General features: G+C 31.9%; 23 protein-coding genes. 14 read left to right on the plus strand and 9 right to left on the minus strand.

Annotated features, from left to right (window positions below; translation table 11 throughout):
• Positions 1–316: 316 nt before the first annotated feature.
• From C3729_RS13330 to C3729_RS00285, 7 genes are all read right to left on the minus strand, one after another.
• Positions 317–547, minus strand: a complete 231-nt coding sequence (locus C3729_RS13330; RefSeq protein ID WP_260204274.1) for a transposase — start codon at positions 545–547, stop codon at positions 317–319.
• Positions 498–746 (minus strand): transposase, encoded by a 249-nt coding sequence (locus tag C3729_RS13335; protein WP_260204275.1) that lies wholly within the window; start codon positions 744–746, stop codon positions 498–500. The genes C3729_RS13330 and C3729_RS13335 overlap by 50 nt, the downstream gene beginning before the upstream one ends.
• A gap of 144 nt (positions 747–890) precedes the next feature.
• Entirely contained in the window at positions 891–1,397 is a 507-nt protein-coding gene (locus tag C3729_RS00265) for a DinB family protein (RefSeq protein ID WP_104792311.1), read from the minus strand.
• A gap of 76 nt (positions 1,398–1,473) precedes the next feature.
• Positions 1,474–1,920, minus strand: coding sequence for a GNAT family N-acetyltransferase (locus C3729_RS00270; protein WP_104792312.1), 447 nt, complete (start codon positions 1,918–1,920; stop codon positions 1,474–1,476).
• Between the two features lie 6 nt (positions 1,921–1,926).
• The gene (locus C3729_RS00275; RefSeq protein ID WP_104792770.1) at positions 1,927–3,066 is read right to left on the minus strand and encodes a trans-sulfuration enzyme family protein; all 1,140 of its coding nucleotides are present in this window, start codon (positions 3,064–3,066) and stop codon (positions 1,927–1,929) included.
• A gap of 100 nt (positions 3,067–3,166) precedes the next feature.
• Entirely contained in the window at positions 3,167–3,490 is a 324-nt protein-coding gene (gene gldC / locus C3729_RS00280; RefSeq protein ID WP_104792313.1) for a gliding motility protein GldC, read from the minus strand.
• 69 nt (positions 3,491–3,559) lie between these two features.
• Positions 3,560–4,540, minus strand: coding sequence for a gliding motility protein GldB (locus C3729_RS00285; RefSeq protein WP_104792314.1), 981 nt, complete (start codon positions 4,538–4,540; stop codon positions 3,560–3,562).
• Positions 4,541–4,629: 89 nt separating this feature from the next.
• Between C3729_RS00285 and nadE the strand changes: the two genes are divergently transcribed.
• The 4 genes from nadE to C3729_RS00305 all read left to right on the plus strand — a co-directional run bounded on the left by nadE (position 4,630) and on the right by C3729_RS00305 (position 6,977).
• Positions 4,630–5,421: an NAD(+) synthase gene (nadE, locus tag C3729_RS00290; protein WP_104792315.1), complete on the plus strand. Its 792-nt coding sequence runs from the start codon at positions 4,630–4,632 to the stop codon at positions 5,419–5,421.
• Between the two features lie 81 nt (positions 5,422–5,502).
• Positions 5,503–6,036, plus strand: coding sequence for a hypothetical protein (locus tag C3729_RS00295; RefSeq protein ID WP_104792316.1), 534 nt, complete (start codon positions 5,503–5,505; stop codon positions 6,034–6,036).
• Between the two features lie 11 nt (positions 6,037–6,047).
• A complete protein-coding gene (locus tag C3729_RS00300) occupies positions 6,048–6,629 on the plus strand; it encodes a ribonuclease domain-containing protein (RefSeq protein ID WP_260204276.1) in 582 nt (193 codons plus the stop codon).
• Positions 6,630–6,689: 60 nt separating this feature from the next.
• Positions 6,690–6,977 (plus strand): barstar family protein, encoded by a 288-nt coding sequence (locus C3729_RS00305; RefSeq protein WP_104792317.1) that lies wholly within the window; start codon positions 6,690–6,692, stop codon positions 6,975–6,977.
• Between the two features lie 97 nt (positions 6,978–7,074).
• On the opposite strand, the gene C3729_RS00310 is transcribed toward C3729_RS00305, so the two are convergent.
• Both C3729_RS00310 and C3729_RS00315 read right to left on the minus strand, forming a co-directional pair.
• Positions 7,075–8,298, minus strand: coding sequence for a hypothetical protein (locus tag C3729_RS00310; RefSeq protein ID WP_104792318.1), 1,224 nt, complete (start codon positions 8,296–8,298; stop codon positions 7,075–7,077).
• 32 nt (positions 8,299–8,330) lie between these two features.
• Positions 8,331–10,931, minus strand: coding sequence for a TonB-dependent receptor plug domain-containing protein (locus C3729_RS00315; RefSeq protein ID WP_104792319.1), 2,601 nt, complete (start codon positions 10,929–10,931; stop codon positions 8,331–8,333).
• 182 nt (positions 10,932–11,113) lie between these two features.
• Here C3729_RS00315 and C3729_RS00320 point away from each other — a divergent pair, with 182 nt between their 5' ends.
• The 10 genes from C3729_RS00320 (at position 11,114) to C3729_RS00365 (ending at position 25,607) form a co-directional block, all read left to right on the plus strand.
• Entirely contained in the window at positions 11,114–11,791 is a 678-nt protein-coding gene (locus C3729_RS00320; protein ID WP_069797791.1) for a response regulator transcription factor, read from the plus strand.
• A 27-nt stretch (positions 11,792–11,818) separates the two neighbouring features.
• Complete coding sequence (locus C3729_RS00325; RefSeq protein ID WP_104792320.1) at positions 11,819–12,838, plus strand: sensor histidine kinase; 1,020 nt, start codon at positions 11,819–11,821, stop codon at positions 12,836–12,838.
• Between the two features lie 189 nt (positions 12,839–13,027).
• Positions 13,028–13,609: an IS1096 element passenger TnpR family protein gene (locus C3729_RS00330; RefSeq protein WP_104792321.1), complete on the plus strand. Its 582-nt coding sequence runs from the start codon at positions 13,028–13,030 to the stop codon at positions 13,607–13,609.
• A 99-nt stretch (positions 13,610–13,708) separates the two neighbouring features.
• Entirely contained in the window at positions 13,709–15,058 is a 1,350-nt protein-coding gene (locus C3729_RS00335) for an alpha-amylase family glycosyl hydrolase (protein WP_104792322.1), read from the plus strand.
• A gap of 116 nt (positions 15,059–15,174) precedes the next feature.
• The gene (locus C3729_RS00340) at positions 15,175–15,615 is read left to right on the plus strand and encodes a hypothetical protein (RefSeq protein ID WP_104792323.1); all 441 of its coding nucleotides are present in this window, start codon (positions 15,175–15,177) and stop codon (positions 15,613–15,615) included.
• A 60-nt stretch (positions 15,616–15,675) separates the two neighbouring features.
• Positions 15,676–16,470, plus strand: coding sequence for a thymidylate synthase (locus C3729_RS00345; protein ID WP_104792324.1), 795 nt, complete (start codon positions 15,676–15,678; stop codon positions 16,468–16,470).
• A 184-nt stretch (positions 16,471–16,654) separates the two neighbouring features.
• Positions 16,655–19,156, plus strand: coding sequence for a M1 family metallopeptidase (locus tag C3729_RS00350; RefSeq protein ID WP_104792325.1), 2,502 nt, complete (start codon positions 16,655–16,657; stop codon positions 19,154–19,156).
• 165 nt (positions 19,157–19,321) lie between these two features.
• Complete coding sequence (locus C3729_RS00355; protein ID WP_104792772.1) at positions 19,322–20,647, plus strand: hydroxymethylglutaryl-CoA synthase family protein; 1,326 nt, start codon at positions 19,322–19,324, stop codon at positions 20,645–20,647.
• 441 nt (positions 20,648–21,088) lie between these two features.
• Positions 21,089–24,967 carry a T9SS type B sorting domain-containing protein gene (locus tag C3729_RS00360; RefSeq protein WP_165785688.1) on the plus strand — a complete coding sequence of 1,293 codons (3,879 nt, stop codon included), beginning with the start codon at positions 21,089–21,091 and terminating at the stop codon, positions 24,965–24,967.
• A gap of 205 nt (positions 24,968–25,172) precedes the next feature.
• Complete coding sequence (locus tag C3729_RS00365) at positions 25,173–25,607, plus strand: hypothetical protein (RefSeq protein WP_104792327.1); 435 nt, start codon at positions 25,173–25,175, stop codon at positions 25,605–25,607.
• The last annotated feature ends 12 nt before the right edge of the window (positions 25,608–25,619 follow it).

Genomic DNA, 25,619 nt, shown 5'->3' on the forward strand with positions numbered 1-25,619 from the left:
AACAATACACAGTAAAGTATCGAAATAATCAAAATTCTGATGGAAGTATTTTTTTACAATCTGAAAATACAATAAAAAATGAATTGAATAAAAAATTAAAACTTGAATGTTAATGGACAGAAAATGTTCATTAGGTTTGTTGGCGTAACCAAGCAAAAATAAATGAATAGGAAGTAATGATGTAACGATTACAATCAGAATCAACGAAGTTATTATTTTTTTTAGTCTAATCATTTTCATCAATAGGAGCGGGCTTTAGCCCGCTTTCAAAATTAGTAATTCTTATTGGCTTTAGCCAAAACTTATTCTTTAGCTTTTAATTTTTCAAAATTATATTTTCTATAAATTCTTGATATTCCTCTACAAAAGTTTTTTTCTGATGATGTTTTTCTTGATTTTTGATGTAATTTCTAACATTTTCAATCATAGATTCTGAAACAGAAACTGCAAAATATTCATCTTGCCAAGCAAATTTTTCTTTTGTCAATTGATTTTGGTTACGCCAATGTGAAGATTCTCCTTTTATTAGCTGAACTATTTTTTTCAATATTTTGATGAGAACCTAAAGAGATTAAACAATGACAATGGTCTGAAAAACCATTAACCATATCTATGAAAATTCCTTTTTCTGTGGCGTTTTGTTTGATATGTTTCCAAAGTTTAATTCTTAAATCCAAAGAATTGAGTAAAGGTTTTCTGTCTAGAGTTGAAAATACAAGATGAATATAAATTTTGATAAAAGGCATATTAGTTTTTATATCAAAAATAATAAAATTTTAGATTTTGGCTAAAGCCAATTGAATTTATTTCATTAAAAAACGGGCTAAAGCCCGTTCCTATTGATAATATTAAATGGTTTTGAAAATGATTTCAATATTTCTTTGAAAATATTATTTCAAATTCGGTAAATATCTTTCCTCAACTATTTTTAAATGATGAAAATTATGTCCCACGATTAATCTTCCTATGGTTTCTACAGAAATTTCGTTTCCGTTGGCTTTTCCAGTGTTGGTAAGTGCTGCATTTTGTAAATTTTCGAAGAAAATGATAGACGTTTGTCTCACAATTCTGAACTCTTCTAACAAACTTACCAAAGTTCTGTCGTTAGCAAAAGAATTTGCAGCAAATAAATCTTCATCAAAACCAGACAATTCGGTTTGGTCTTTTCTGGCAAAACGAAGCGCTCTGTATTGGAAAATTTTTTCGGTGTCTATTAAATGAAGAAGTAATTCCTTCAAAGTCCATTTTCCTTCTGCATAGGCAAAAAGTGATTTTTCGTTGTCTAAACCAGAAAAAATCTGAATGGTTTCTGCTCCAGAATTGATCATTTCTTCCAACCAATTATCAGATGGAATTAGGTCTAAATATCTTTGAATATATTTTTGAAATTCAGTCATAATTATTTACGATTTACGATTTTGGATTTAAAATTTTTCATTATTCTGTTAGAAATCGTAAATCCAAAATCAAAGATTAAATAGGATTAGTCCATTCATAAAAATTGGCGTGAGTATAATGCTCAAAACCACAGCTTGGATAAAGTTGGTTGCCAATTTCGTTCGTTTTATCGGTTTCTAAAAGAATTCCGCAAGCTTTTGTTTCTATACAAAGTTCTTTTGCGCTTTCAATCAAAGCTTTAGAATGACCTTTTCCTCTGTGATTTTCATTGACGAATAAATCATTTAACAGCCAATATCTTTTCATTCTTGTAGAAGAAAACAAAGGATACAATTGAGTAAAACCCATCAAAATTCCGTTTTCTTCTGCTACAAAAATTTCAGAATCTTGGTTTTCTAATCTTTCTTTTAGAAAATTTTCAGCACCATCAATATCACTTTCCTTATGATAAAAACTTCTGTATTGGTCAAATAAATTTGACAGTTGAGGTAAATCTTCTAAAGTGGCTTTTCTCGTCAACATAGATTTTTAATTAAAAGCTTGTTCTATGTCTGCAATTAAATCTTCCACGTCTTCAATTCCGCAACTTAAACGCACCAAATCATCTGTAATGCCTAATTCTGCACGTTTTTCTGCAGGAATGGAAGCGTGAGTCATTAAAGCTGGATGGTTTGCCAAAGATTCTACACCGCCCAAACTTTCTGCTAAAGTGAACACTTTCAGATTTTCTAAAAATTTGATAGAATCTTCTTTTTTGCCCGATTTAAAGGTGAAAGAAATCATTCCGCCAAAAGTTTTCATTTGTTTTTTTGCCAATTCTAACTGAGGATTGCTCGCTAAATTAGGATAAAAGACTTTTTCAACTTTTGGATGATTTTGTAAATATTCAGCAATTTTTTGTCCGTTTTCAGAATGTCTTTGAACTCTTAAAGCCAAAGTTTTAATTCCTCTCAAAACCAAATAAGAGTCGTGAGGTCCTAAAATTCCTCCACTTGCAAATTGGATGAAGTGTAATTTTTCTCCTAATTCAGGAGTTTTGGCAATTAAAGCTCCTGCAATAACATCAGAATGTCCGCCCAAATATTTGGTAGCAGAATGCATCACAATATCTGCACCTAAATCTAAAGGCGTCTGAATATAAGGTGTTGCGAAAGTATTATCAACTGCTAAAAGAATATCTTTTCCTTTGATGAGTTCTGCAACCTTTTGAATGTCAACTAATTTCATTAAAGGATTGGTAGGTGTTTCCAGCCAAACCAATTTCGTTTTTTCGTTGATGAGCGGAAGAATATTTTCAGGATTTTCAAGATTTACGAAGTGAAATTTGAGTTGATATTTCTCAAAAAGTCTGGTAAACATTCTGTAGCTTCCTCCGTATAAATCGTCTACAGCGATGATTTCGTCTCCTGGATTTAATAATTTCAAAACGCAATCTATTGCTGCTAAACCAGAACCAAAAGCCAAACCTCTAGCTCCGTTTTCTATAGATGCTAAAGCGTCTTCTAACGCTTGTCTAGTAGGATTTGCCGCTCTGGAATATTCGTAACCTGAATGTTCTCCTGGAGATTTTTGTGCAAAGGTAGAAGTGAGAAAAACAGGAACATTTACAGAACCTGTTACTTTTTCGTGGCTTTGATTGCCGTGTATTACTTTGGTATTGAATTTCATTTTTTTGCTTTCTGCTTTCAGCAATCTGCTTTCGGCGAACAAAATGCTGTGTTTTTTTAAAATTTTGCTGATTGCCGACTGCCGAAAGCCGACTGCAATTTTATTTTATCTTACTCATAAAAGCGAAATCTTCCGCAAATTCTTGAATTTTATTGGCTACATCATCTTCGCCAGTTGCTCTTTGATAAGTATGACCAAGAGAAACAAAAATCTGATGAAGGAACATTTTCATTTGATCTACAGGCATATCTTTAGTCCATAAATCGATGCGTAATGCTTCCATTGCTTTATCGTCCCAAACTGAAATCATAGTGGCTTTGGTTTCTTGATTTTCTACACCGCCATCTTGAGCATTCCAAGTCATTTTTTCTGGAACGTGATTTTCGTCTAATTCTACGTTGATTGTTATCTGTGTTTGTCTCATTTTTTGGAGTTTCGAGTTCCGAGTTTCGAGTTCCGAGTTTACCTCGTAACAAGCATCTCGCATCTCTTTTTAATTTTTAGGTTTATAATTACTATTGTTAAATATTTCTGTTGCGGGTAAATGCAAGAATTTTTGCAAAGTTACCTCAGGATTTTTTTCTAAATATTGTCTGCAAATCTGCCAACCGATAAAAGCACCCACTCTTGGTGAAGATTTTGGATCAATTTCGGTGTAAAATTTAGAAAAAGGAGCTTTTGCCAAAAATCTTTCGTCTAATCTATTGTCATCGCTAAAAAGCAGGTCGTTTTCTACAAAATAATTCCAAATATTTTCTTCATTAGAAATCGCCCAAGATTGTTGGTCTTTAGAATAATGTATTTTGAATTGATCCATCGTTTCAGGAAGAAAAGCGTCTTGAAGAATCATTAACTTTCCAAAATTGATGATTTTATCCAAAAATTTATTATGGTCTGGAGTTGCAGGAACATAATCTGCAGCGATGGTTTCTGCTACTTTTGGCAAAACATTTTGAGGTGTCATTTCTTTTCTCATGTAAACATCTATTCCTTCATAAAATTCTGATTTTTCGCCTAAAAATGCAGATAAGTCTATGAAAAGAACACCTTCATTTGGAACATACAAAATAGGTTCTTCATATAATTCCGTAGCCGAAGATAACACATACACCTGTGGATTTTTAAATTCAGGAAAATAGTATTTTATATGTGCAAAAAGTGTAGCCAATTGTTTTTCTAAATTTGCCAGATTATTTTTATTTAAGGCGTCTTTATAGACTCTTTTTTCGATGGCATCTGAACGTTTTTTCTCGTAAGTAGCATCTGGAACTTGTGGTGCCAAGAAAAAACCAAAATCTTTCTTGAAATTCTGAAACGTAATTTTATCATTATAAAAAGCTGCAGAAATATCTGTGATTTTTACTGGTTCTGCGTTTTTAATTTCTACATTCCAACGGTTTTCTGCCTCTTTATTACAAGAAAATAGAAGTAGGGAAAAACTGAAAAGAAGAGTGTATGCAATATATTTTTTCATGGGCTAAAACATTTGACCAAACTAATCTGTGAGTTCGGCAAAATTTTAATTATTTTTACAAAAAATTAGTTTCGCAAAAATACAATAAAATGCAATCAGAAAAAATAATTGAAAGAATAGTTTCTTGGCTGAAAGATTATGCCGAAAAAGCAGGTGTAAAAGGTTATGTAATCGGAGTTTCTGGTGGAGTAGATTCTGGTGTGGTTTCTACACTTTGTGCCATGACTGGATTGAAAGTTTTCGCTCTAGAAATGCCAATTCGTCAACAAAAAGATCAAGTTTCTCGTGCTTTAGAGCATATAGAATTTCTAAAAAATAAATTTCCAAATGTGGAAGTGTTTTCGGTAGACTTAAATGAACCTTTCGAAGCGTTGTACAAAACTTTTGATGTAAAAGATGATGAATTTCCTGCCGAAAAATTGGCTTTTGCCAATACCAGAAGCAGATTGAGAATGCTAACTTTGTATTATTACGGACAAATCAATGGACTTCTCGTTTGTGGAACTGGCAATAAAGTGGAAGATTTCGGGATTGGTTTTTACACGAAATACGGAGATGGTGGAGTAGATGTTTCGCCGATTGCAGATTTGTACAAAACCGAAGTTTATGCTTTGGCAAGAGCTTTAGATTTGCCAGAATCTATTAAAAATGCCATTCCAACTGATGGACTTTGGGATGTGGACAGAACAGATGAGCAACAAATTGGGGCAACGTATCCCGAATTAGAAAAAATCCAAAAAGAATGGGGAACAAAAACCGAAACTGATTATTCTGGAAGAGACTTAGAAGTTTATAAAATTTTCAGCAGAATGCACAAAGCTGCGCAACATAAAATGAATCCAATTCCGGTTTGTGATATTCCGGAAGAGTGGAGAGATTAAGTTGAATTTTAGAATTACATTATATTATATTATGGTGAAAAATGGTTTGAAAGTTGATGCTGTATTAAAAAAACAAAACCTATGAAATTACTCAAAACCAAAAATTTTACGCCTATTGCTTTTCTGATTTTCTTTATGCCTTTTTTGAGAATGTGTAAAGAAAGAAGAGAAACTGTAGAAAATATTGACCATAATGCAAAAGGGCTATTTCAGAAAATTGAATATCAAAATGACGATTCTGGTTATATTAGAATTTATAAAGAAACTAATTTAAATGCATATCAATTAGGATTAGTTGTTTTAAAACAGAATTTTAATAATGAATTTTTAAACGACAAAGATTTTTTCTCAACTATTTCATATACTTTTATCATAATATTTTCAATTTTAATGATTGTTTTTTCTTGGTTAAGAAAGTTTTTGAAGGTTAGGAATTTGGCAGTTGCAAACATTATTTTACTTATAATTTCTACAATTTTGTTTGTGAAATCTGGGATTATAGATGGATTTGCAGATGTTAAATACGGATTGTATGTTTTTCTGATATATTCAATATTCATTATTTATATTTCAAATAAAGAAAATTTAGAACTTAAAGAAAACTTGAAATCATAAATATCTAGTTTATGCAAAGCAAAAAATCATTTTTTTATATTATCCTTGCTTTTGTTGCAGGATTGTTATTGATGTATCTTTTCAATAATTATAAGATTGAGAAGAAAAACAATACAGAAAATACAGAAATTACGTATCAGAAATCTGACAACCAGAATCAAAACAATTCTTATTCTTACGAAAATTCATCAAAGAAAAATCAAGATGATTTTGAGGGAAGTAAATCTGATTTTTCTGATGATAACAATACTTCAAGCAATAATATTGATGAACTTACCAATGATGAATTGGTGGTAAAATATCTAAAAGAACACGGAGAATTACCAGATTATTACATCACGAAATCCGAAGCAAAATCTTTGGGTTGGGTTCTAAGCAAAGGAAATCTTTGCGAAGTTGCTCCTGGAAAAGCAATAGGTGGTGATATCTGGACAAACCGACAAAAATCGCTCCCAACAAAATCCGGTCGAAAATATTTCGAGGCAGACCTTAATTACAATTGCGGCAATAGAAATGCAGATAGAGTAGTTTTTTCTAATGATGGTTTGGTTTTCGTAACGTTTGATCATTACAGAAGTTTCGAGGAAAAATAAATTTGCTGGAAGTTGAATGTTGGAAGCGAGATGTTTACTAACTTTGAAACTTGAAATAAAATTATGGAAGTATATATAGATTTTTTAGAAATTGGTGATTACGAGGATTTTTATGCTCAACTCAAAGAAAAATTGACTTTACCAGAGCATTTCGGGGATAATCTCGATGCGCTTTTTGATGTTATTACAGGCGAAATAGAAATACCGCTACATCTAGAGTTTGTCAATATGAGTGTAGAGCAATTAGAAATTTTCGAAGATTTACTCACTACTTTAGAAGATGCAGAAGATGAGGTAGAAGATTTTACTTTTGCCTATTATCTAGAGCAATATGAAGATGAGGAATAATTTTTAATTAACATTTTAAGACATAATAAACTGCGCCCCGAAGAATTTCGGGGCGCGGTTATTTTTTAATTCATTTGATATGAGGTTGACTGCTAAATTATTTTAAAAGAGATGTTAAATCTACACCTTCTACAGTTGACCAATTTCCGCCAGTGATAGAAACTTTAGCTACTGCAGAATTGGTAATTGTTTTTGGAGCAGTAGAAGTGAATCCAGAATAACCCCAAACTCCTGCATTGTCAGAATTTACAACATTAATAGGAGTTACCGCAATTTTTCCAGCGATTACTTGGCTTACATCCGTGGGTGAATCTTGGATAAGAACTGGAAAAGCATTTTTACCACCTGTGTTTTTGTAACCCTCTATGTAAACATTTGAAAATTTACCATTTCCATGTTTTTTAAATTGGATTGCTGAAATTTCAGAAGAACCTGCAGTTTCAGGATTTGTACCTGCCGCTCTAATTAATGTAACACCTGCTACTTTAGGGAAGTTAGCATCAGCATTGTTAGAAGATTCTATTTCCATACCGAAGTTTCCTGTTCCTGTTTGGTAAGCGAACCAATTGCTGTTGTCTTGTCCGTACCAACCATCTTGCCAGTCAAAAGAATCATCAAAATTTCCGTAAGAAATGAAGTTTTTAGCAGAAACAGTTCCTCCGAAAAATTCTACGCCATCATCTGTACCTTTGTAAGAAACGATGTTTTCTACAATAGTTCCAGAACCTACAGCATAGAAAGTGATATTATTAAATTCTGAGGTTCCGTCTCCAATTTTTTTACCACCATATTCTACTCTGATATATCTGTAAACACCTGAGTTAGAACCTACATCTATACCTCCATAAATTTGATTCAATCCATCTTCAGAAGTTGCAGTAGAGCCACCTCCGTTAGCTTTGATAGGAGCATCGCCGTAGATTGTGATACCGCACCAATCTCCAGGTTTTTTAGATTCTGTAGTGAAAACGATAGGTTCAGTAGCTGTACCTTCCATATATGCTTTTGCACCTTTTAGGATAATTAAACCACTTGTTGTAGTCGTTTTAGCATAAAAAGTAGCTCCTGGTTCTATAGTAAGTTTTACTCCGTCTGTTATTCTTACCAATCCATCTATATAGTAAGTTCCTTTTTTGATGGTTAAGTCTTTAGTAATTGTTCCAGAAAGTGTTCCAGAACCAGACATTACAGAACCAGTAGTAGTTCCTGAACCATCTGTAGTAGGTTTGTCTGCATCTTCTCTAATTTCTACAGTACAAGATTGCAATGAAATTGTGAAAACTGTAGCTAATGCTAATAATTTGAAAATGTTCTTTTTCATATTAATTGATAATTTTTATTTTTACTTATTTATTAAAATTTAATTCCGAAACTTAAGTTATAAGAAATTCCTTTTTTATAGTCTTCTAACAATAAATTAGGAGTTGAGATATTAACGGTGCTTTCGTCGCCCATTTTTAGTTTGTAAGTTTGGTTAAGGATGTTGTAAACGCCTAATTTCACATCTACTTTTTTAGAAAGTTCAGATTGGAAAATGAAATCTAACTGATGAAAAGGTTGCTCGTAAACATGATCTAATCCTCCGAAACCAACTGCATAGATTTTTTCAGCAGAAGTATTGTAAACCAAAGAAGCGGTTCTCTTTAGATTTTTGACATTTTTGAAATCATATTTTAAATCAACATTTAGCATCCATGGAGCTGCACCTTGTAATCCTCTTTTTTTGCTAAAATTGGTTTCAGATTTTTGAGCGTCAGATTTTTCTACATCAGAATAGATATATGTGAAGTTTGCTCCCATGTTTAATCTGTTCAGGTTTTCTGAAATTCTTCCTAAATTGAATGAACCTTCTAATTCTACTCCTGCAAGTTTTGCTTGTTTAGCATTAAAGAAAGTAGTAGTGGTACCATTAGAGTTAGAAGATGATATTAAACTTCTTTCGATAGCTCTGTCTACAATTTTTCCAAAAAAGTTAACTGCGAAAATTTCACTTGATTTAGGGAAAATCTCATATTTCAAGTCAAAGTTGTAGTTCTGACTATTGTCTAGACCTTTGAAATCTTTGCCAAAACTTGTATTCGGAATATTATAGTTCCCCAAAATGGTATTGTTGTCTGGGTTAATATATTCTATTGGCATCGTTTCAATAAGAATAGGTCTTGTAATCGTTTTACTTATTGCAAGTCTTAAATTTGATTTGTTATTCATCGCTTTTTTAACAGAAAGAGAAGGCAAGAAATAATTTTGATTCTTGGTAATGTTTCTGAAGCTACCATTGATGTTATCTGTAATCAGTTTATATCTGGTAATGGTAATGTTATTTTCTGCTCTGATTCCTGCAAGAATATCCCAAGATTTATTAGGCTTGAAATTTAAATTCGCATATCCAGCATTTACAAACTGATAAAGGAAAGCTTTGTAGTTAGGTTGAGCACTTTCTTGCCATTGGAAATTCCCATTAGCATTTGCGGTGGCAAAACTACTGTCTGGTGAATCTATGTTGATAATATCTTGAACCCCAGTTGTTGTAGAATAAATAAAACGGTAAGACATGGTTCTGCTGTCTGCAAATCCATTATAACCAGCAGAAATGGTAACAGGGTAGTAATTGTCTTCTTGTTTTTTGCCAAGATTTACTTGGTATTCTGCCATTGCTGAAAAATAATTTACACCACTTAAATCCAGATATTGTCTGATGAGGTTGTTTCCACCGTAACTCATCAATAATTGATTGTCTCCCGTTCTGAAACCATAAAAAGTTTTTCTGTCAGGTTGTTGGAACCAGTTGTTTACCCAGCTTCCACCAGCTTTAAACTGATGTCTGTCTCCTAATTTTTGTGAAACCAATAACTGTACATCTGTTAACCTAGAAAGGTCTTGTTGATTAGTACGGAAGAACATAATATCTTGGTCCTTATTATCTCTATAACCATCATAATCTTGAATTTGGTTAAAAGAGTTTTGTAAGAAAGTACCGTTTAAATCTACTTTAGTTCCAGCTTTTTTATAGCTTAAACCAATTAAAGCAGTAGATTGAATGTTGTAATTGTATTCTTTTTTGTAAAGTTTGTTTTTATAAACACCGTTGGTGTCAAAAGTGTTGTCGTTTCCTTCTTTGTAGTTATATTCACTACCTTGAGTAAGGTTAATAAGGAATCCAAAATTTCCACCATTTTTAAATTTAAATCTTTGTGAAGTAGTAAATCCTATGGATGTATTAGGAAGCGATTTAGCATTATCTACATTCCAAGTATCTTTAAATGAAGTGTTAGGAATGTAAGTTCCACTTGGTCTGTAACCATTTACTTCTGCAGGAAGTTGTCTGTCTTCAGCATTTAAGCCAATGAAACCAGACATGTTATAAGCATTCTGATTAATTTTAAAATTATTTCTAAAAGTGCTTATAGAATTTACACCTACCGAAAAATCCATTTTAGTAAAAGAATTCTCTGGAACTAAAGTTTCTATGTCAAAAGTAGCTCCGGCAAAATCTCCATAAAGATTGGCGTTATAGGTTTTATAAACGTCAAATTTCCCTACAATGTCAGTTGGGAATTGTTTTAATTCAATGATTTTCTGGAATGGGTTATTAGAGGGAGTTGCTAATCCGTTGACTAATAATGAGTTGTATCTTTCTTCTAATCCTCTCACGAATAAACCTCTAGATTCTACTGTGTTTATCCCTGTAATTTTGGTAAGTCCTTGTTCTAGGTTAGAAATCCCTTTTCTGGAAATTTCTTCTGCACCAATAGACTGTTTCTGTACTATAGCTTTTCTTTGTTCGCCTAAGATAGCGCTTTCAGATTTTTTATTGGTATTGCCTCTCAATTGAACTCCTTCTATTACTTTTTCGGCTTTCGTTTTGGTAGAATCCGTTTTAGTAACTTGAGAAAAAATCATTTGTTGCGATGCCATTAAAAATAGGGCTGCTAAACTTATTTTTCTATAATTCATTTTTTTACTTCTTATTTGGCGCAAAGAAATAAAGAAACACGTGCAAGTCTGGTTTAGCAAAAATTAATTTTGTTTTAAGAAATCTTTACCAAAAATTATTTTATGTTAAATTATTGTGAAGTTTTAAATATTCGTGTTTCCAATGTAAATTTTCATTAATTTTGAGAGGTTAAAATGTATAGATGAAAGGAAAAAAGATTCTTTTAATAGATGATGAACAAGATATTTTAGAAATCTTGTCATACAACCTCGAAAAAGAAGGATATCAGGTTTTTACAGCTAATAATGGCAATGAAGGCATCGTAAAAGCCAAAGAAATTATCCCAGATTTAATCTTACTAGATGTAATGATGCCAGAAAAAGATGGGATAGAAACGTGCCAAGAAATGCGTCAAATAAAAGAACTTCAAAAAACATTAATTGTTTTCTTGTCTGCTAGAAGCGAAGAATTTTCTCAGTTAGCAGGTTTTGATGCAGGAGCTAATGATTACATTGTGAAAATTATCAAGCCAAAAGTGCTTATTTCTAAAGTTAATGCACTTTTACAACTTACTACTCAAGTTGCAGAACAGTCTAAATTAATAGAACTAGGCGACTTGGTGATTGATAAAGATAATTTTAAAGTCACCAAAAACGGCGAACATTTCCTACTCCCGAAAAAAGAATTTGATTTGCTGTATCTTCTAGCTTCTAATACCCAAAAAGTTTTTAAAAGAGAAGAAATTTTAGACAAAGTTTGGGGGAATGATGTGATTGTAGGAGAAAGAACCATAGATGTACACATCAGAAGATTGAGAGAAAAATTAGGAGATAATTCTATACAGACTCTCAAAGGAATTGGCTACAAATTAGTAGTGTAATTCTACCTCTTTCTCAGAAAATGTAATATGAAAATCAATAGACTTTCACTTTTTGCAGCATGTATTCTTACTTGTGCTATGGCAATTGTAGCCTTGGCTTTCAATTACGTGCAACAAAAAGTGATTGCAGATACTCATTCTTTTTACTTTTATCTAAGCATCAGTCTCGTTTTTATTGCATTGCTTAATTATTTCGTGTTAGAATTACTCTTTAATTCTTATGGGAAGAAACAAATTAAGCGAATTTCTGATATTCTCCCCGAAAATATTCTTCAAGAAGAGGAAAATGTAAATTTCCAACAATTAGGTGAGAGAATCCAAAAAAACGTTTCAGAAATCGACATGATGAAAGAAATGGAAGATTACCGAAAAGAATACATCGGGAATGTTTCTCATGAGCTTAAAACGCCACTTTTTTCTATTCAAGGTTATGTAGAAACGCTGAAAGATGGTGCTGTAGAGAATTTAAACATTAGAGACAAATATCTAGAACGCATCGGGAATTCTGTAGAACGATTACTGAACATCGTCACTGATTTAGACCAGATTTCTAAATACGAAGCCGCAGAAATTTCTATCAACTATTCTGTTTTTGATATCAATGCTTTGACAAAAGAAATCTTCGATTTATTAGAAATCGAAGCGCATAAAAAATCTGCAAAATTAGTTTTGCAAACCTCGCAAACTGCTATTATGGTAAGAGCAGACAAGCAAAAAATTTCTCAAGTACTTACCAATCTTATTTCAAACGCCATTCATTATTCTAATAGGGAAGAAGCTTTGATTAAAGTAATCACCAAAAGTGAGCAAGAAAAAGTGAAAATTATCGTGCAAGATAACGGAATGGGAATCAAGCCAGAAGTCTTGCCTAGAATTTTCGAAAGATTTTATAGGGTAGAAACCAGCAGAAACCGTAAAGACGGCGGTTCTGGGCTAGGTCTTGCCATCGTAAAACATATTCTAGAAGCTCACCATCAAAGCATTACTGTAGAAAGCAAATATCTAGAAGGAACGCTCTTCACTTTTTATCTAGAAAAAGCTTTGTAGTATTAATAATTTCTGTATATTGGCACCAGAAAACGCTGGGAATTTAATAAAAACTTTTTTGAATAAAAATTTATTTTTTTAGAAAGTCAAGTTTCTTTTGTTTTATCTTTGTAACCGAAATTTTAAACATCAAAATCAATAAAAATACTTTAATACAATTAGCTTCTAAATATTAGTAAAAAGTAAAATATGGTTTATAAAATTAGAGTAATTCTAGATTCAAAAGACAATATTTTTAGAGATATTGAAATTAAAGAAAAGCAAACCCTTTGGAATTTACATAACGGGATTAAAAGTGCTTTCAGTTTGCAAGGTGACGAATTGTCTATGTTCACTATTCTAGACGAAGAAGGAATGGAAGTAAAAACCGTTCCACTAGAAGACATGAGCGATGATGGTGACGGAGAAATTATGTCAGATGTTTACCTGATGGAAGCCTTCGAAGAAGTAGGAGACAAAGTGCAGTTTCAGTATGGTCTAATCGATTTATGGGAATTTTTCTGTGAATTGGTAGAGATTATAGACGAGAAACCAGCCGTAAATTATCCTATTACTGTTTTTAGATTTGGTAACGTTCCATTAAAGGCTCCAGGAAAATCTGGTGGCGCTTCTGGTAAAGCATCAGTTGCTGCTGCTTTCATGGATGATGATTTTGCAGATTTAGAAGCAGACTTTAAAGATGATTTTGATGACGAGTTTGCTACGGAAGACGAAGACGAAGATGATGGTTTTGGCGATGATTTCATCGATGATGGAGGTGAAGATGATTAAATAATATTGAAATTTATGATAAAAATCCGGAAAACTTTTCCGGATTTTTTATTGGTTTTAGCATACAATCACTACATTTGTTTCGCTAAAATTTCAACTATGAAAAAGCTATTTTTATCTGCAATGTTAGGCTTGTCACTAATCTCTTGCAGTGCTTTACAAAATCAGAAAACAATGACAACTGACTGGAAACACACCACCAACATTTATGAAGTAAACGTAAGACAATTTTCTAAAGAAGGAACCTTCAAAGCTGTAGAAAAAGAATTACCAAGACTTAAAAAAATGGGCGTAGAAACACTTTGGTTTATGCCAATTACACCTATTGCTCAAAAAAATAAAAAAGGAACACTTGGTAGTCAATATGCTGCACAAGATTATACCTCTATCAATCCAGAATTTGGGACTTTAGAAGATTTCAAAAGTGTAGTAAATGAAGCTCATAAAATGGGTTTTAAAGTCATCATCGATTGGGTGGCGAATCATACTGGTTGGGATCATGTTTGGACCAAAACTCATCCAGATTTTTATTTGATGGATCCTAAAACCAATGATTTCCAAATCGCTTCTGGAATGGATGATATCATAGAACTAAATTATCAAAACCCAAAAATGCGTGAAGCCATGATTGAAGCCATGAAATATTGGGTAAGAGAAACGGATATTGATGGATTCAGATGTGATTTAGCTTCTTGGGTAGAAGTAGATTTCTGGCAACAAGCAAAACCAGAAGTTGAAACCATAAAACCACTTTTTTGGTTAGGAGAATATGATGAATTAGACAACCCAGATTATGCAACAGTTTTTGATGCGAGTTACAGTTGGAAATGGATGCATTTGACCAAAGAATTTTATCAGAAAAAATTACCACTTACGGATTTAACGAATCTATTGGCGCAATATTCTGCCATCGGAAACAAAAGCATGAGAGCTTGGTTTACCACCAATCATGACGAAAATACGTGGAACGGAACAGAATATGAAAAGTATGGAGAAATGGCAAAAACATTAGCCGTATTTTCTGCTACTTGGAATGGAGTCCCATTGATGTACAACGGTCAAGAATTACCATTGTTAAATAAGAGATTAGAATTTTTTGAGAAAGACCCAATTCCTTGGAATGGCGAAAATAAATTAGAAAATTTCTACAAAAAATTATTCGAGCTTAAATCTAAAAATCCTGCATTGAGAGGTGGCGATGATCAAGCAACTACCCAAATTTTGAAAACCAGCGCTCCAGATCAAGTTCTTGCTTATCTTAGAAAAAATGGAAATGATGAAGTTTTGGTAATCCTTAATTTATCAGATGCACAACATTTGAAAGTGCAGATTTTAGACGAAACGGTAAAAGGAAAATTCAAAAGTATTTTCTCTGGTTTAACCACAGATTTTGATACGAAACCTACCATTGAAATGTACAAATGGGAACATATTGTTTTTGAGAAATAAAAATTTGTCAGATATCAGAAGATGGATGTTTGATGTGATAATAAAATCAATAGAGTCGGGCTTTAGCCCGACTTTTTAATAAATAATTCATTTAGACTTTAGTCAAAAATTATATTATGAACAAAGCTGAACTTTTAGAACTGGTAAAACAAAAAATTTCTGAAAAAATTCAGAAATTAGAACAACTCATTGCCGAAACCAGAGCTTCTAACAATGATACCAAAAGTTCTATGGGAGACAAGTATGAAACTTCCCGAGAAATGCTTCAGCAAGAAATTAATAACCTTCAGCTTCAACTGAATGAACAACTGAAATCTCAACAGATTCTTAAAAACATTCAGACTATTTCTCATAAAACCGTCAATTTAGGAAGTTTAGTGGAAACAGATAAAGGCAAATTTTTCATTGCCGTTTCTTTAGGCGAATTGAGTTTTAATCAAGAAAAAATATTCATCATTTCGGCAGAATCTCCTTTAGCAAAAGCGATGAATGGTAAAAAAGAAGATGAAACATTCATTGTGAATAACTTAACTCAATTCATCAAAAATATTTGGTAAAAATTTCATTAATTTGTAGAAGTCAACTCAGAACTTAGAACCAAGAATATTGAAACCATTATGCAAAACTACCTCGATTTACTCCAACATATTTTAGACCACGGAACCGATAAAACAGATAGGACAGGAACGGGAACCAGAAGTGTTTTTGGTTACCAATTGCGATATGATTTGTCTAAAGGTTTTCCTCTGGTAACGACCAAAAAAGTACATTTGAAATCTATTATTTATGAATTGCTTTGGTTTTTAAAAGGCGATACAAACATCAAATATCTCACAGATAACGGTGTTTCCATTTGGAATGAATGGGCAGACGAAAATGGAAATCTTGGTCCAGTTTACGGTGCACAATGGAGAACTTGGGAAGGTAAAGATGGAAAAGTGGTAGACCAAATCGTAGAAGTAGTAGAGCAAATCAAGAAAAATCCAGATTCTAGAAGACTCATCGTTTCTGCTTGGAATGCAGCAGAAATTCCCAATATGGCTTTAGCGCCTTGTCACGCATTATTTCAGTTTTATGTAGCAGATGGAAAATTGTCATTGCAATTGTATCAAAGAAGTGCTGATGTATTTTTGGGCGTTCCTTTTAACATCGCGAGTTATGCATTGTTGTGTATGATGGTGGCGCAAGTTTGTGGATTAGAAGTAGGTGATTATGTGCATACTTTCGGAGATGTTCATATTTACAACAACCATTTTGAGCAGGTAAAATTGCAACTTTCTCGTGAACCGAGAGCATTACCAACCATGAAACTCAACCCGGAAATTAAAGATTTATTTGATTTCGATTTTGAAGATTTTACATTAGAAAATTACAATCCATATCCTGGAATCAAAGCGCCAGTTGCGATTTAAAAGATAATTCATTAAATATTTGAGAATCAAAATTTATTTCCTCTAAGATTTAGAGAGTAAATTTTGATTTTTTTTTAGGATTTTGCCAAAGTTAATTTGAGAATAATTTTAACTTTGGCAAAGTTTTTATACGTAACAAAGAGTACATAAATGGGACTAATTAACCGAAATACAAAATTTTAAAATGAAGAAACTACTCATTGCAGCCTTATTTTTAGGGCTTTTTTCTACTGACAATTTTACTTTTGCTCAAACCGAAACTTCTGGCAGAACTGGTGTTTACAGAGCTACTCATACCAAATCTACAGAGTTGAAACACACCAAATTGCGTGTGAATTTCAATTTTGAAAAAGAACAAATGAACGGCGAAGCTTGGATTACCGCTTCTCCATTTTTTTATGCTTCTAATGAATTGGTTTTAGATGCTAAAGGAATGATTATTAATGAGGTGGCATTAGAAAAAAATGGTGCAAGAACTCCTTTGAAATATGATTATAAAGAAGATATTCTAAAAATTTCTTTGGATAAAACTTACCAAAAAAATCAAGATTATACGGTTTATATCAAATATGTAGCGAGACCAAATGAAGTAAAACAAAAAGGTTCTGTTGCCATTAATGATGCGAAAGGACTTTATTTCATTAATGCTCAAGGAAAAGATGCAGATAAACCTACACAAATCTGGACTCAAGGCGAAACAGAATCTTCTTCTTGTTGGTTTCCTACTATAGATAAACCTAATCAGAAAACCACACAGGAAATTTACATGACGGTTCCTAAACAATATGTAACCCTTTCTAACGGAATTTTAAAAAGTTCTGAAAATTTAGGCGATAACCTGAGAACGGATCATTGGGTAATGGACAAAAAACACGCTCCGTATTTATTTTTCATGGGAGTGGGAGAATATGCCGTGATTAAAGATAAATGGAGAAATATAGATGTAGATTATTATGTAGAAAAAGAATACGAACCGTATGCAAAACAAATTTTCGGGAATACTCCAGAAATGATAGAGTTCTTTTCTAAAAAATTAAACTATGATTTTCCTTGGCAAAAATATGCACAGATTGCAGGCAGAGATTACGTTTCTGGTGCTATGGAAAATACTACTGCAGTAATTCACGAAGAATCTGCACAGCAAAAAGCGGGTGATTTAGCAGACGAAAACAAATGGGAAGATGTAATTGCTCACGAATTATTCCACCATTGGTTCGGAGATTTGGTAACCGCAGAAAGTTGGAGTAATCTTACGGTAAATGAGAGTTTTGCAGATTATTCAGAATATCTTTGGAACGAATACAAGTACGGAAAAGACGAAGCCGATTATAAAAGATTAAAATCTCTTAGAAATTCTAAAGCAGACCCAAGAAATTTTGGTAAAGATTTAGTGAGATTCAACTATGAAAGCAGAGAAGACATGTTTGATGGCGTTTCTTATAATAAAGGAGGCGGAATTCTGCACATGTTAAGAAATTATTTGGGAGATGATGCATTTTTCGCTGGACTTTCAGATTATCTTAAAACCAATGAATATGGGACTGGAGAAGCGCATCAACTGAGACTTTCTTTGGAAAAAGTTTCGGGAAAAGATTTAAATTGGTTCTTTAATCAATGGTATTTCGGGAAAGGTTATCCTAAGTTAGAAGTAAAATCTACTTTTGACCCGATGAAAAAACAAGTCACCGTAAATGTTACTCAAACGCAAGAAGAAAAATTTGAGTTTCCATTGTCGATTGATGTTTTAGAAAATGGTAAAATTTCTAGAAAAGAAGTTTGGGTAACGGCAAAAGCGAAAAATGACTTCGTTTTTGATGTGACTAAAAATCCTGAATTGATTAATGCAAATCCTGAAGGTTTATTGCTGAGCGATATTAAACAAGACAAAACACCAGAGCAATTATTTTTACAATACACTACTGCTAAAGATTTGTACAGCAAATACACGGCTATAGAAGAAGCAAAAGACCAAGTTTCTAAAAATCCATTTGCAGACAAATTATATGCAGCAGCTTTGAAAGATAAGTTTTACAGAAATAGATTGTTAGCATTGGAAGGTTTACCAGAAGATCCAAAATCATTTTTGGCAGATGTAGAAAAATTAGCGCAAAATGATGAGAAAAATTTGGTAAAAGGAGTTGCAATCGGTGTTTTAGCAAAAACTAAAAACCCTAAATATTTACCATTATTTGAAAAAGGAATCAATGCAATTTCTAATTCGGTGAAAGGAAATTCACTTTCTGGAATTGCTCAAGTTGCTCCTGAAAAAGTAGTAAATTATGCCGAAAAAATAGATTTAGAAAGCGCTTCGGAAGATTTAGTGATGACACTTTTGCCAGTGATTGTAAAAAATAAAATCACGAATCAAATGCCAAATATTGCATCTCTTGTAGCGTTTTATCCTTTTATTGGGTTTCAAAATCCTAAATTAGCAGCACCTGCAGAAGAAGGTTTCAATTGGATTATGGATTCTGATAATACCAAAGCAGTACACAATCTTACGAAAGTTTTAGGACAAGCGAAAAGTCAAATTGGCGATAATGTACAAGCGAAAATGATGATTGTGCAAATGCTGAAAAAAGGTTTAGAAAGAAAGATGAAACTGTTCAGAGAAAATCCTTCAAGCACTAGTCTAAATACTCAAATAGAAATGCTGAATAAAGCAATTACTTCTTACAGTAACTAATTAATTTGTTCTGATAAATTAAAGCCCTTTTTACATTTTTTGTAAAAAGGGCTTTTTTGATGTTAAAAATTATTTAGATTTAAAATAAAAAACAAAATTCTTAGTATAATTCTTTTGTCAGGAATTTTCAACTCGTTAAATTCGTACAAAAATTGAGGAATTATGATGAAAATCGGAATCGAAGCGGCAAGTTTTTTTGTGCCAAGTTTATATTTAGAAATTAAGGATTTAGCCGAAAAAAGAGGAATAGAACCTGCAAAATTAGAAAAAGGTTTAGGACTGAAGAGGATGGCTTTTCCCGATGTACACGAAGACGCAGCCACTTTTGCCGCAGAAGCACTTTTAAAACTCATACAAGATTATAAAATTAATCCCAAAGAAATTTCTAGAATTTATCTAGGAACAGAATCTGCGCTAGATGCTGCAAAACCTACCGCTACTTATGCCATGCAAATGGTAGAAAAAGAGCTAGAAAAAGAATTTGGAGCGAGATGTTTCAAAAATTGTGATGTAGTAGATATGACTTTTGCGTGTGTAGGTGCTGTAGATGCGCTGCACAATTCTCTTGATTTTGTAAGAGCGAATCCTGAGAAAAAAGCCATTGTAATTGCTTCTGATTATGCGAAATATGAGTTGGATTCTACTGGAGAATATACGCAAGGTGGTGGTGCAGTTGCAGTTTTGGTTTCGGCAAATCCTACATTGTTGGAAATTGAAAATAAATTTGGAGTCGCTACAGAAAGTGTTTTTGATTTCTTTAAACCAAGAAGAGAAACGACTAAAAATTTGGTACAGAATTTACCAGACAGTTTCGCCGAAAAAGTAGAAATTTTTACAGATGAACCTGTTTTTGATGGTCAATATTCTAATCAATGTTACCAAGATAGAATTAGAGAAGCCTACCAACATTACAAAGAAGAAAGTGGAAGAGAAAAGCCTTATGAAAATTGGCGATTTCTGATTTTCCACCTTCCTTATGCATTCCACGGGAAGAGATTATTTACTGAAATTTTTGGCTTAGAAAACGGAATGAATACCACCACTTCTGAAGATATTAAAGCCATCGCTCAAACCGATGAATATAAAAATTTAGTTGCTGAGAAAATAGAAATTACGCAACGTGCAAGTTCAGAAATTGGGAATATGTACACCGCTTCTATTTTTATGGCGCTACTTTCTGCTTTCCAAGTTTCTTATGAAAATGGGGATGAATTAGCAGGAAAAGAACTAGGGTTTTTAGCCTACGGAAGCGGAAGTAAATCTAAAGTTTTTGCTGGGAAAATAGGGCGCGAATGGAAATCTGTGGTAGAAAAATGGAATATTTTTGAAGTGCTGAATCAGCGCAGAGCAATAGATTTTGATACGTATGAAAATCTCCACAGAAAAAAACTCAGTACTTCTGTGAATCCAGATTGGAAAGGATTTGGATTGGTAAAGGTAGAAAAAGAAAGCCCAGTTTTAGTGGGAGCAAGATATTATGAAAGAAAATAGAAAAGCTGAGAAAAATCTCAGTTTTTTTTATTGATTTTGTAACTATAATTTATTATATTTGGATATAAATGAACTTTAATGAGATTTAGATGTCATTTTATATCTGTTATTACAATTTTGTTGTCTAGTATTGGTTTTTTTAAATCTCAGAATCAATCCGATTTTTATATATCAGACACTAGAAATGAACAAAATGTTGTTATCGATTGTAATTATCCTTTCGTGAGCAATAATTGTGTTCTTTTGAAAGCTAATTACCCTTCTTTTAAGCTTACTAATAAATACGCTGTATCTTCTATTAATTATACACCATATTCAGTTACTAATAAAGTAGTTGTAAAAGATAATCTAGACGATTCTTTCTCAGGAATTATTAATTTACCATTTAAGTTTTGTTTTTATGGTCAAGCTTATAATAAGTTAGTAATAGGTTCTAATGGAATGATAAGTTTTGATATCAACCAAGCAAATCAAGCAAATGCACCTAATATATCTGAGGCTTTACCGAGTTCAAGTTTGCCCAAAGCTACAATTTTTGGAGTATTACACGATATGTATTTTTCTTTATCAGATGATTCGGAAATTAATTATTCGGTAATTGGCAATGCGCCTTTTAGAAAATTTGTAATTAATTTTTATAAAGGGAGAATGTCTGGATGTGATGATTTAACATCTACTTCACAAATAGTACTCTCAGAAGGAAGTAATAATATAGAGGTTTTCGTGGAAAATAAACCTCTTCCTTGTGAATTGGCACAGTTTAAAAACTCTCTTATAGGAATAAATGATGAATTAGGAAATTCTGGAATGGCAGCTCCCAACAGAAATACTGGTTTATGGGAAGCCAAAAATGAAGCTTGGCTATTCAGTCCTGATGGAGAAAATGTAGTGCCTAATTTTTCTTGGTATGATGCAAATGGGAATTTAATTGGTACATCTAAAGACCAAATAGTTTGTCCTACAAAAGATACAAATTATAAATTAGATTTTATTTATTCCATATGTAATGGGGAAAGTTTTAATTTCACAGATGAGATTAATCTCAAGTTTTCTTCAGATTATCCTACTGTAGAAGAGTATATTAAAACGATATGTAATAATAGAGTGAAAATTGTTTTATCAGACTATAAAGCATTTCTTACCACTAATGATATTTCAAAATTTAATTTTGAATTTATAGATGAAATAACTAATGAAGTGTTAGATGAAAATACACCTTTTACGATTAATGTCTCTAAAGATATTAGAGTAATTATTTCGAATAAGGATAATAGTAATTGTAGTAGAACTACCAATCTTTCTTTACAGTTTTTTCATCAAAACATTCTTACTACTCAGATTCCGGTTTGTGATTTATGGAATGATGGAAAAGAAAATGGCTATTTGTTAAGTAATTTAAATGAAAAATTAGTTCATACAAATTTTCAAGGCACAATTTCGTATTTTTTATCATATAAGAATGCGGTAGACAATATAGACTCTATTACAACATATGATTTAACAAATGGAACACAGCTTTATGTAAGACTTTTAGAAAATAATTGTAGCAATGTTTTTGGTCCGATAAGTATTAATTTTACTTCCCCACCTCAGGTCATATCACCACTAGAACTTAAAGTAGAAATTTGTGATTTCAATAATGATGGAGTAGAAGATTTTGACTGGGCAAATTTTTTAAAAGATAAAGTCACTACAGAGCAAGGAGTTACTATTCGAGTTTTTAATACATACGATGAGGCGCTGAATGCATCTTTAGACCAGTCAGGTCTTACTAAAATAGTAGAAGGAAAGTATAAAGTCTACGCCAGAGTAGAGTTTTCTGGTGGTTGTTTTTCAATTGCAGAAATCAATATGGACGTAGTTTTTGGAACAATAAAACTTAGAGAGGTAGATACTTATATTTGTTTTGATGGTATAGAAGATATAGAAGTAGATCTTTTGGACATTGCAAATAAAATGCTAATAAGTCCTTCCAGTAACATATCTGGGCCTTTCTTTTTTGCGAGTAATCAAGATGCGGTAGATAATTTGCCAGCAAATATGCTTTCTCCTAATCAGATTATTAAAGATGATGGAAATTTCATTCTTAAAACTTTTTATGTAAGATTTAATAATGGAGATAATTGTTATGTTATAAAGCCCATAAAAATTTATCTGGTTCATTTAGTGAAAAATAAAGATCAGTTTAATGTTTGTGATTTTAAGAATGATAACTTGGAAACTGTTACTTTAAGTGCTTATGCAAGACTTGTCAATAATCAAAGTGGTTCAAAAGTTTTATATTTTAATACAGAAGCACAAGCGATAGCTAATGTCTCAGGAACAGATATTAAATCTCTTAATGTAACTTCTAGCCAAATGGTTTATGCAAGAATTACTATAAGAACTTGTTTACTTATCATACCTGTTACTTTTACCTTAGTGAAAACTCCAGATGTTCTTTATGAGTTAACAATAAACCTTAAAGACATTTGTGATAATAACGCAGATGGAAAAGAAAATATAGATTTAAGTTCTTATGCCGCTGAAATAAATTTAAATAATGAATTGGTAGATTTTACTTATTACAAAACATACAATCCTCTAAATAATACATTCTCTAATCCCTATTCTAATATTTCTAATATTGAAGTACAAGATGGAAGTATAGTTTATGTAAAAGTAAAATATAAAAATTCTGATTGTTTTTCAGTATCAAAAATTATTATCAATATAGATTATCTCCCTACGATAAAACTCTCTAAAACAGTTACTTTAAAAGCTTGTGATGATGATTTTAATTTTGGAGAATATTTTGATTTAACAGAATCTACCCCTCAATTATATAACCAAAACTTAAACTTTATTCCTCTATCAGACCTTATTATTTCTTATTATGAAAGTGAAGATGATGCAAATGTAGGAACAACGGTAGGCAAAATAAATTCTTTATATCATATCCATACTGCAAATGCTTTTGTTTATGTACGATTTCAATCAAAAACCTACGGTTGCTATTCTGTGGCTCCAATTAATTTATTATCTTACTTCCCTACAAAAGCAAAAAATTCTGTCATTTCTATTTGTGATAATAACTTGGATGGGTATTATGATGTGAATCTTCTAAATTATAAGGCTTCTATGGTTCAAAATCCAGATGTAAATAATGTATATAAATTTTATTTAAGTACTGAGGATATCCGTATTCCAGGAAAGGAAATAAAAAATCCTGAAAATTTTGTGCTCAATCCTTACATTTCTAAAATTTGGGTTTATATAGAAAATTTAACTAATTGTGGAAGCATTGCAGAAATAAATTTTAAAAAAGGAAATGTTTTGACTTTAAGTCAAAACCAATTCTCTATCGATAATATTTGTGATACAAGTAATGATAAAAAGGAGCAAATAAATCTCACAATTTTTGAAAATAATTTTAGTTCTTCATATACCTACGAATATTTTGAGAAAAACAGTGATATGTGGCAGAATCAGAATAAAATACTAAATCCCACCGCCTATTCTTTTGATGAAACTAAAGGCATTTCTACATTCTTTGTAAAAGTTTCTCAAGATGGTCTTTGCCCGAGTTTTTATACCATAAATGTTCATTTAAATAAAACACCTATTATTAGCTTACCAGACTATTACTATTGTAAAAATGATTTAGTAGGATTAAAAATAAAACCAGATTTTTCAGGGTTAAATACTATTTATTATTTTTGGAAGTTTCCAGATGGAACAATAGTAGAAGGGGCTGATAAAAATTATCTTACAGGATTAAAAACAGTAGGAACTTATACCTTAACATTAACCAATTCTTCAAATTGTACCTATACTACAAGTTTTAAAATACTCAATATAGATACACCAGAAATCATATCATTAACAGGACAAGATGATTATTACATTATAAAAGCCGAAGGAACTTCGGGAAGAAAAATTGTTTACTCCAAGGATTTAATTAACTGGCAAGACAGTAATATCTTTTATAACTTAAAAGCAGGGGAATATAATTTCTATGTAAAATATGCAGACTCTGATTGTTATAGCGATGTGAGAAAAGGTAAAATTTTTACATTCCAAAACACTCTTACTCCAAATGGAGATGGCATAAATGATTATTGGGTGCTCACAGGATTAGATGTGTTTAATGATAATTCTACTTTACAAGTGTTTGATAAGTTTGGAAACTTAGTATATCAGCAAGTGACTAATAAAGAGTTTAAATGGGATGGCAAGATGCAATCAAGAAGTTTAAATACGGATGCGTATTGGTTTGTCATCACAGCAGGAGATCAGAGGGTTTATAAAGGATGGATTCTCCTCAAAAATAGAAATTAAAATGTTTTTAACAAATTTAGGTTTGATATTATCTGAAGTTTTTTTTGTTAATATTTTAATTTTTAATCACTTAATGATAACTATCAACTTAAAATGATAGATACTTAATAAAGAATTTCTGTTATTAATGAAAAATTAACATAAGTTAATTTTTTTGTATTCTTTCGGCTAAAATTCGCTAATTTTGCCCCGAAAATAGGTCGTCATGAAATCTAAAAAAAACTATAGCCTTTTACTTGCCTTTTTTGTAATTTCTTTTAATCTTTTTAAATCCCAGACTACTTCAGATTTTTTTATTTCCGATGCTAAAAATGAAAAGGAAGTTTTAATAAATTGTAACTATCCACTAATTAACGGCAATTGTGTGGCGCTTAGCGCTAATTACCCTTCTTTTAAGCAAACAGATAATTATAGTGTATCATCTATTAATTATACTCCTTACTCTGTAGTTAATAAAACTATATTAGCAGGCGATCTAGATGATTCTTTCTCGGGAATAATTGATTTGCCATTTAAATTTTGTTTTTATGGTCAGACTTATACCCAATTAGTAATCGGTTCTAATGGAATGATAAGTTTTGATACTTATCAAGCTTATCAAGCTAATGGCGCCAATTTTTCTGCTCCTTTACCTAATTAAAATTTACCTAAA

The sequence above is a fragment of the Cloacibacterium normanense genome (assembly GCF_002943105.1).
GTDB lineage: Bacteria > Bacteroidota > Bacteroidia > Flavobacteriales > Weeksellaceae > Cloacibacterium.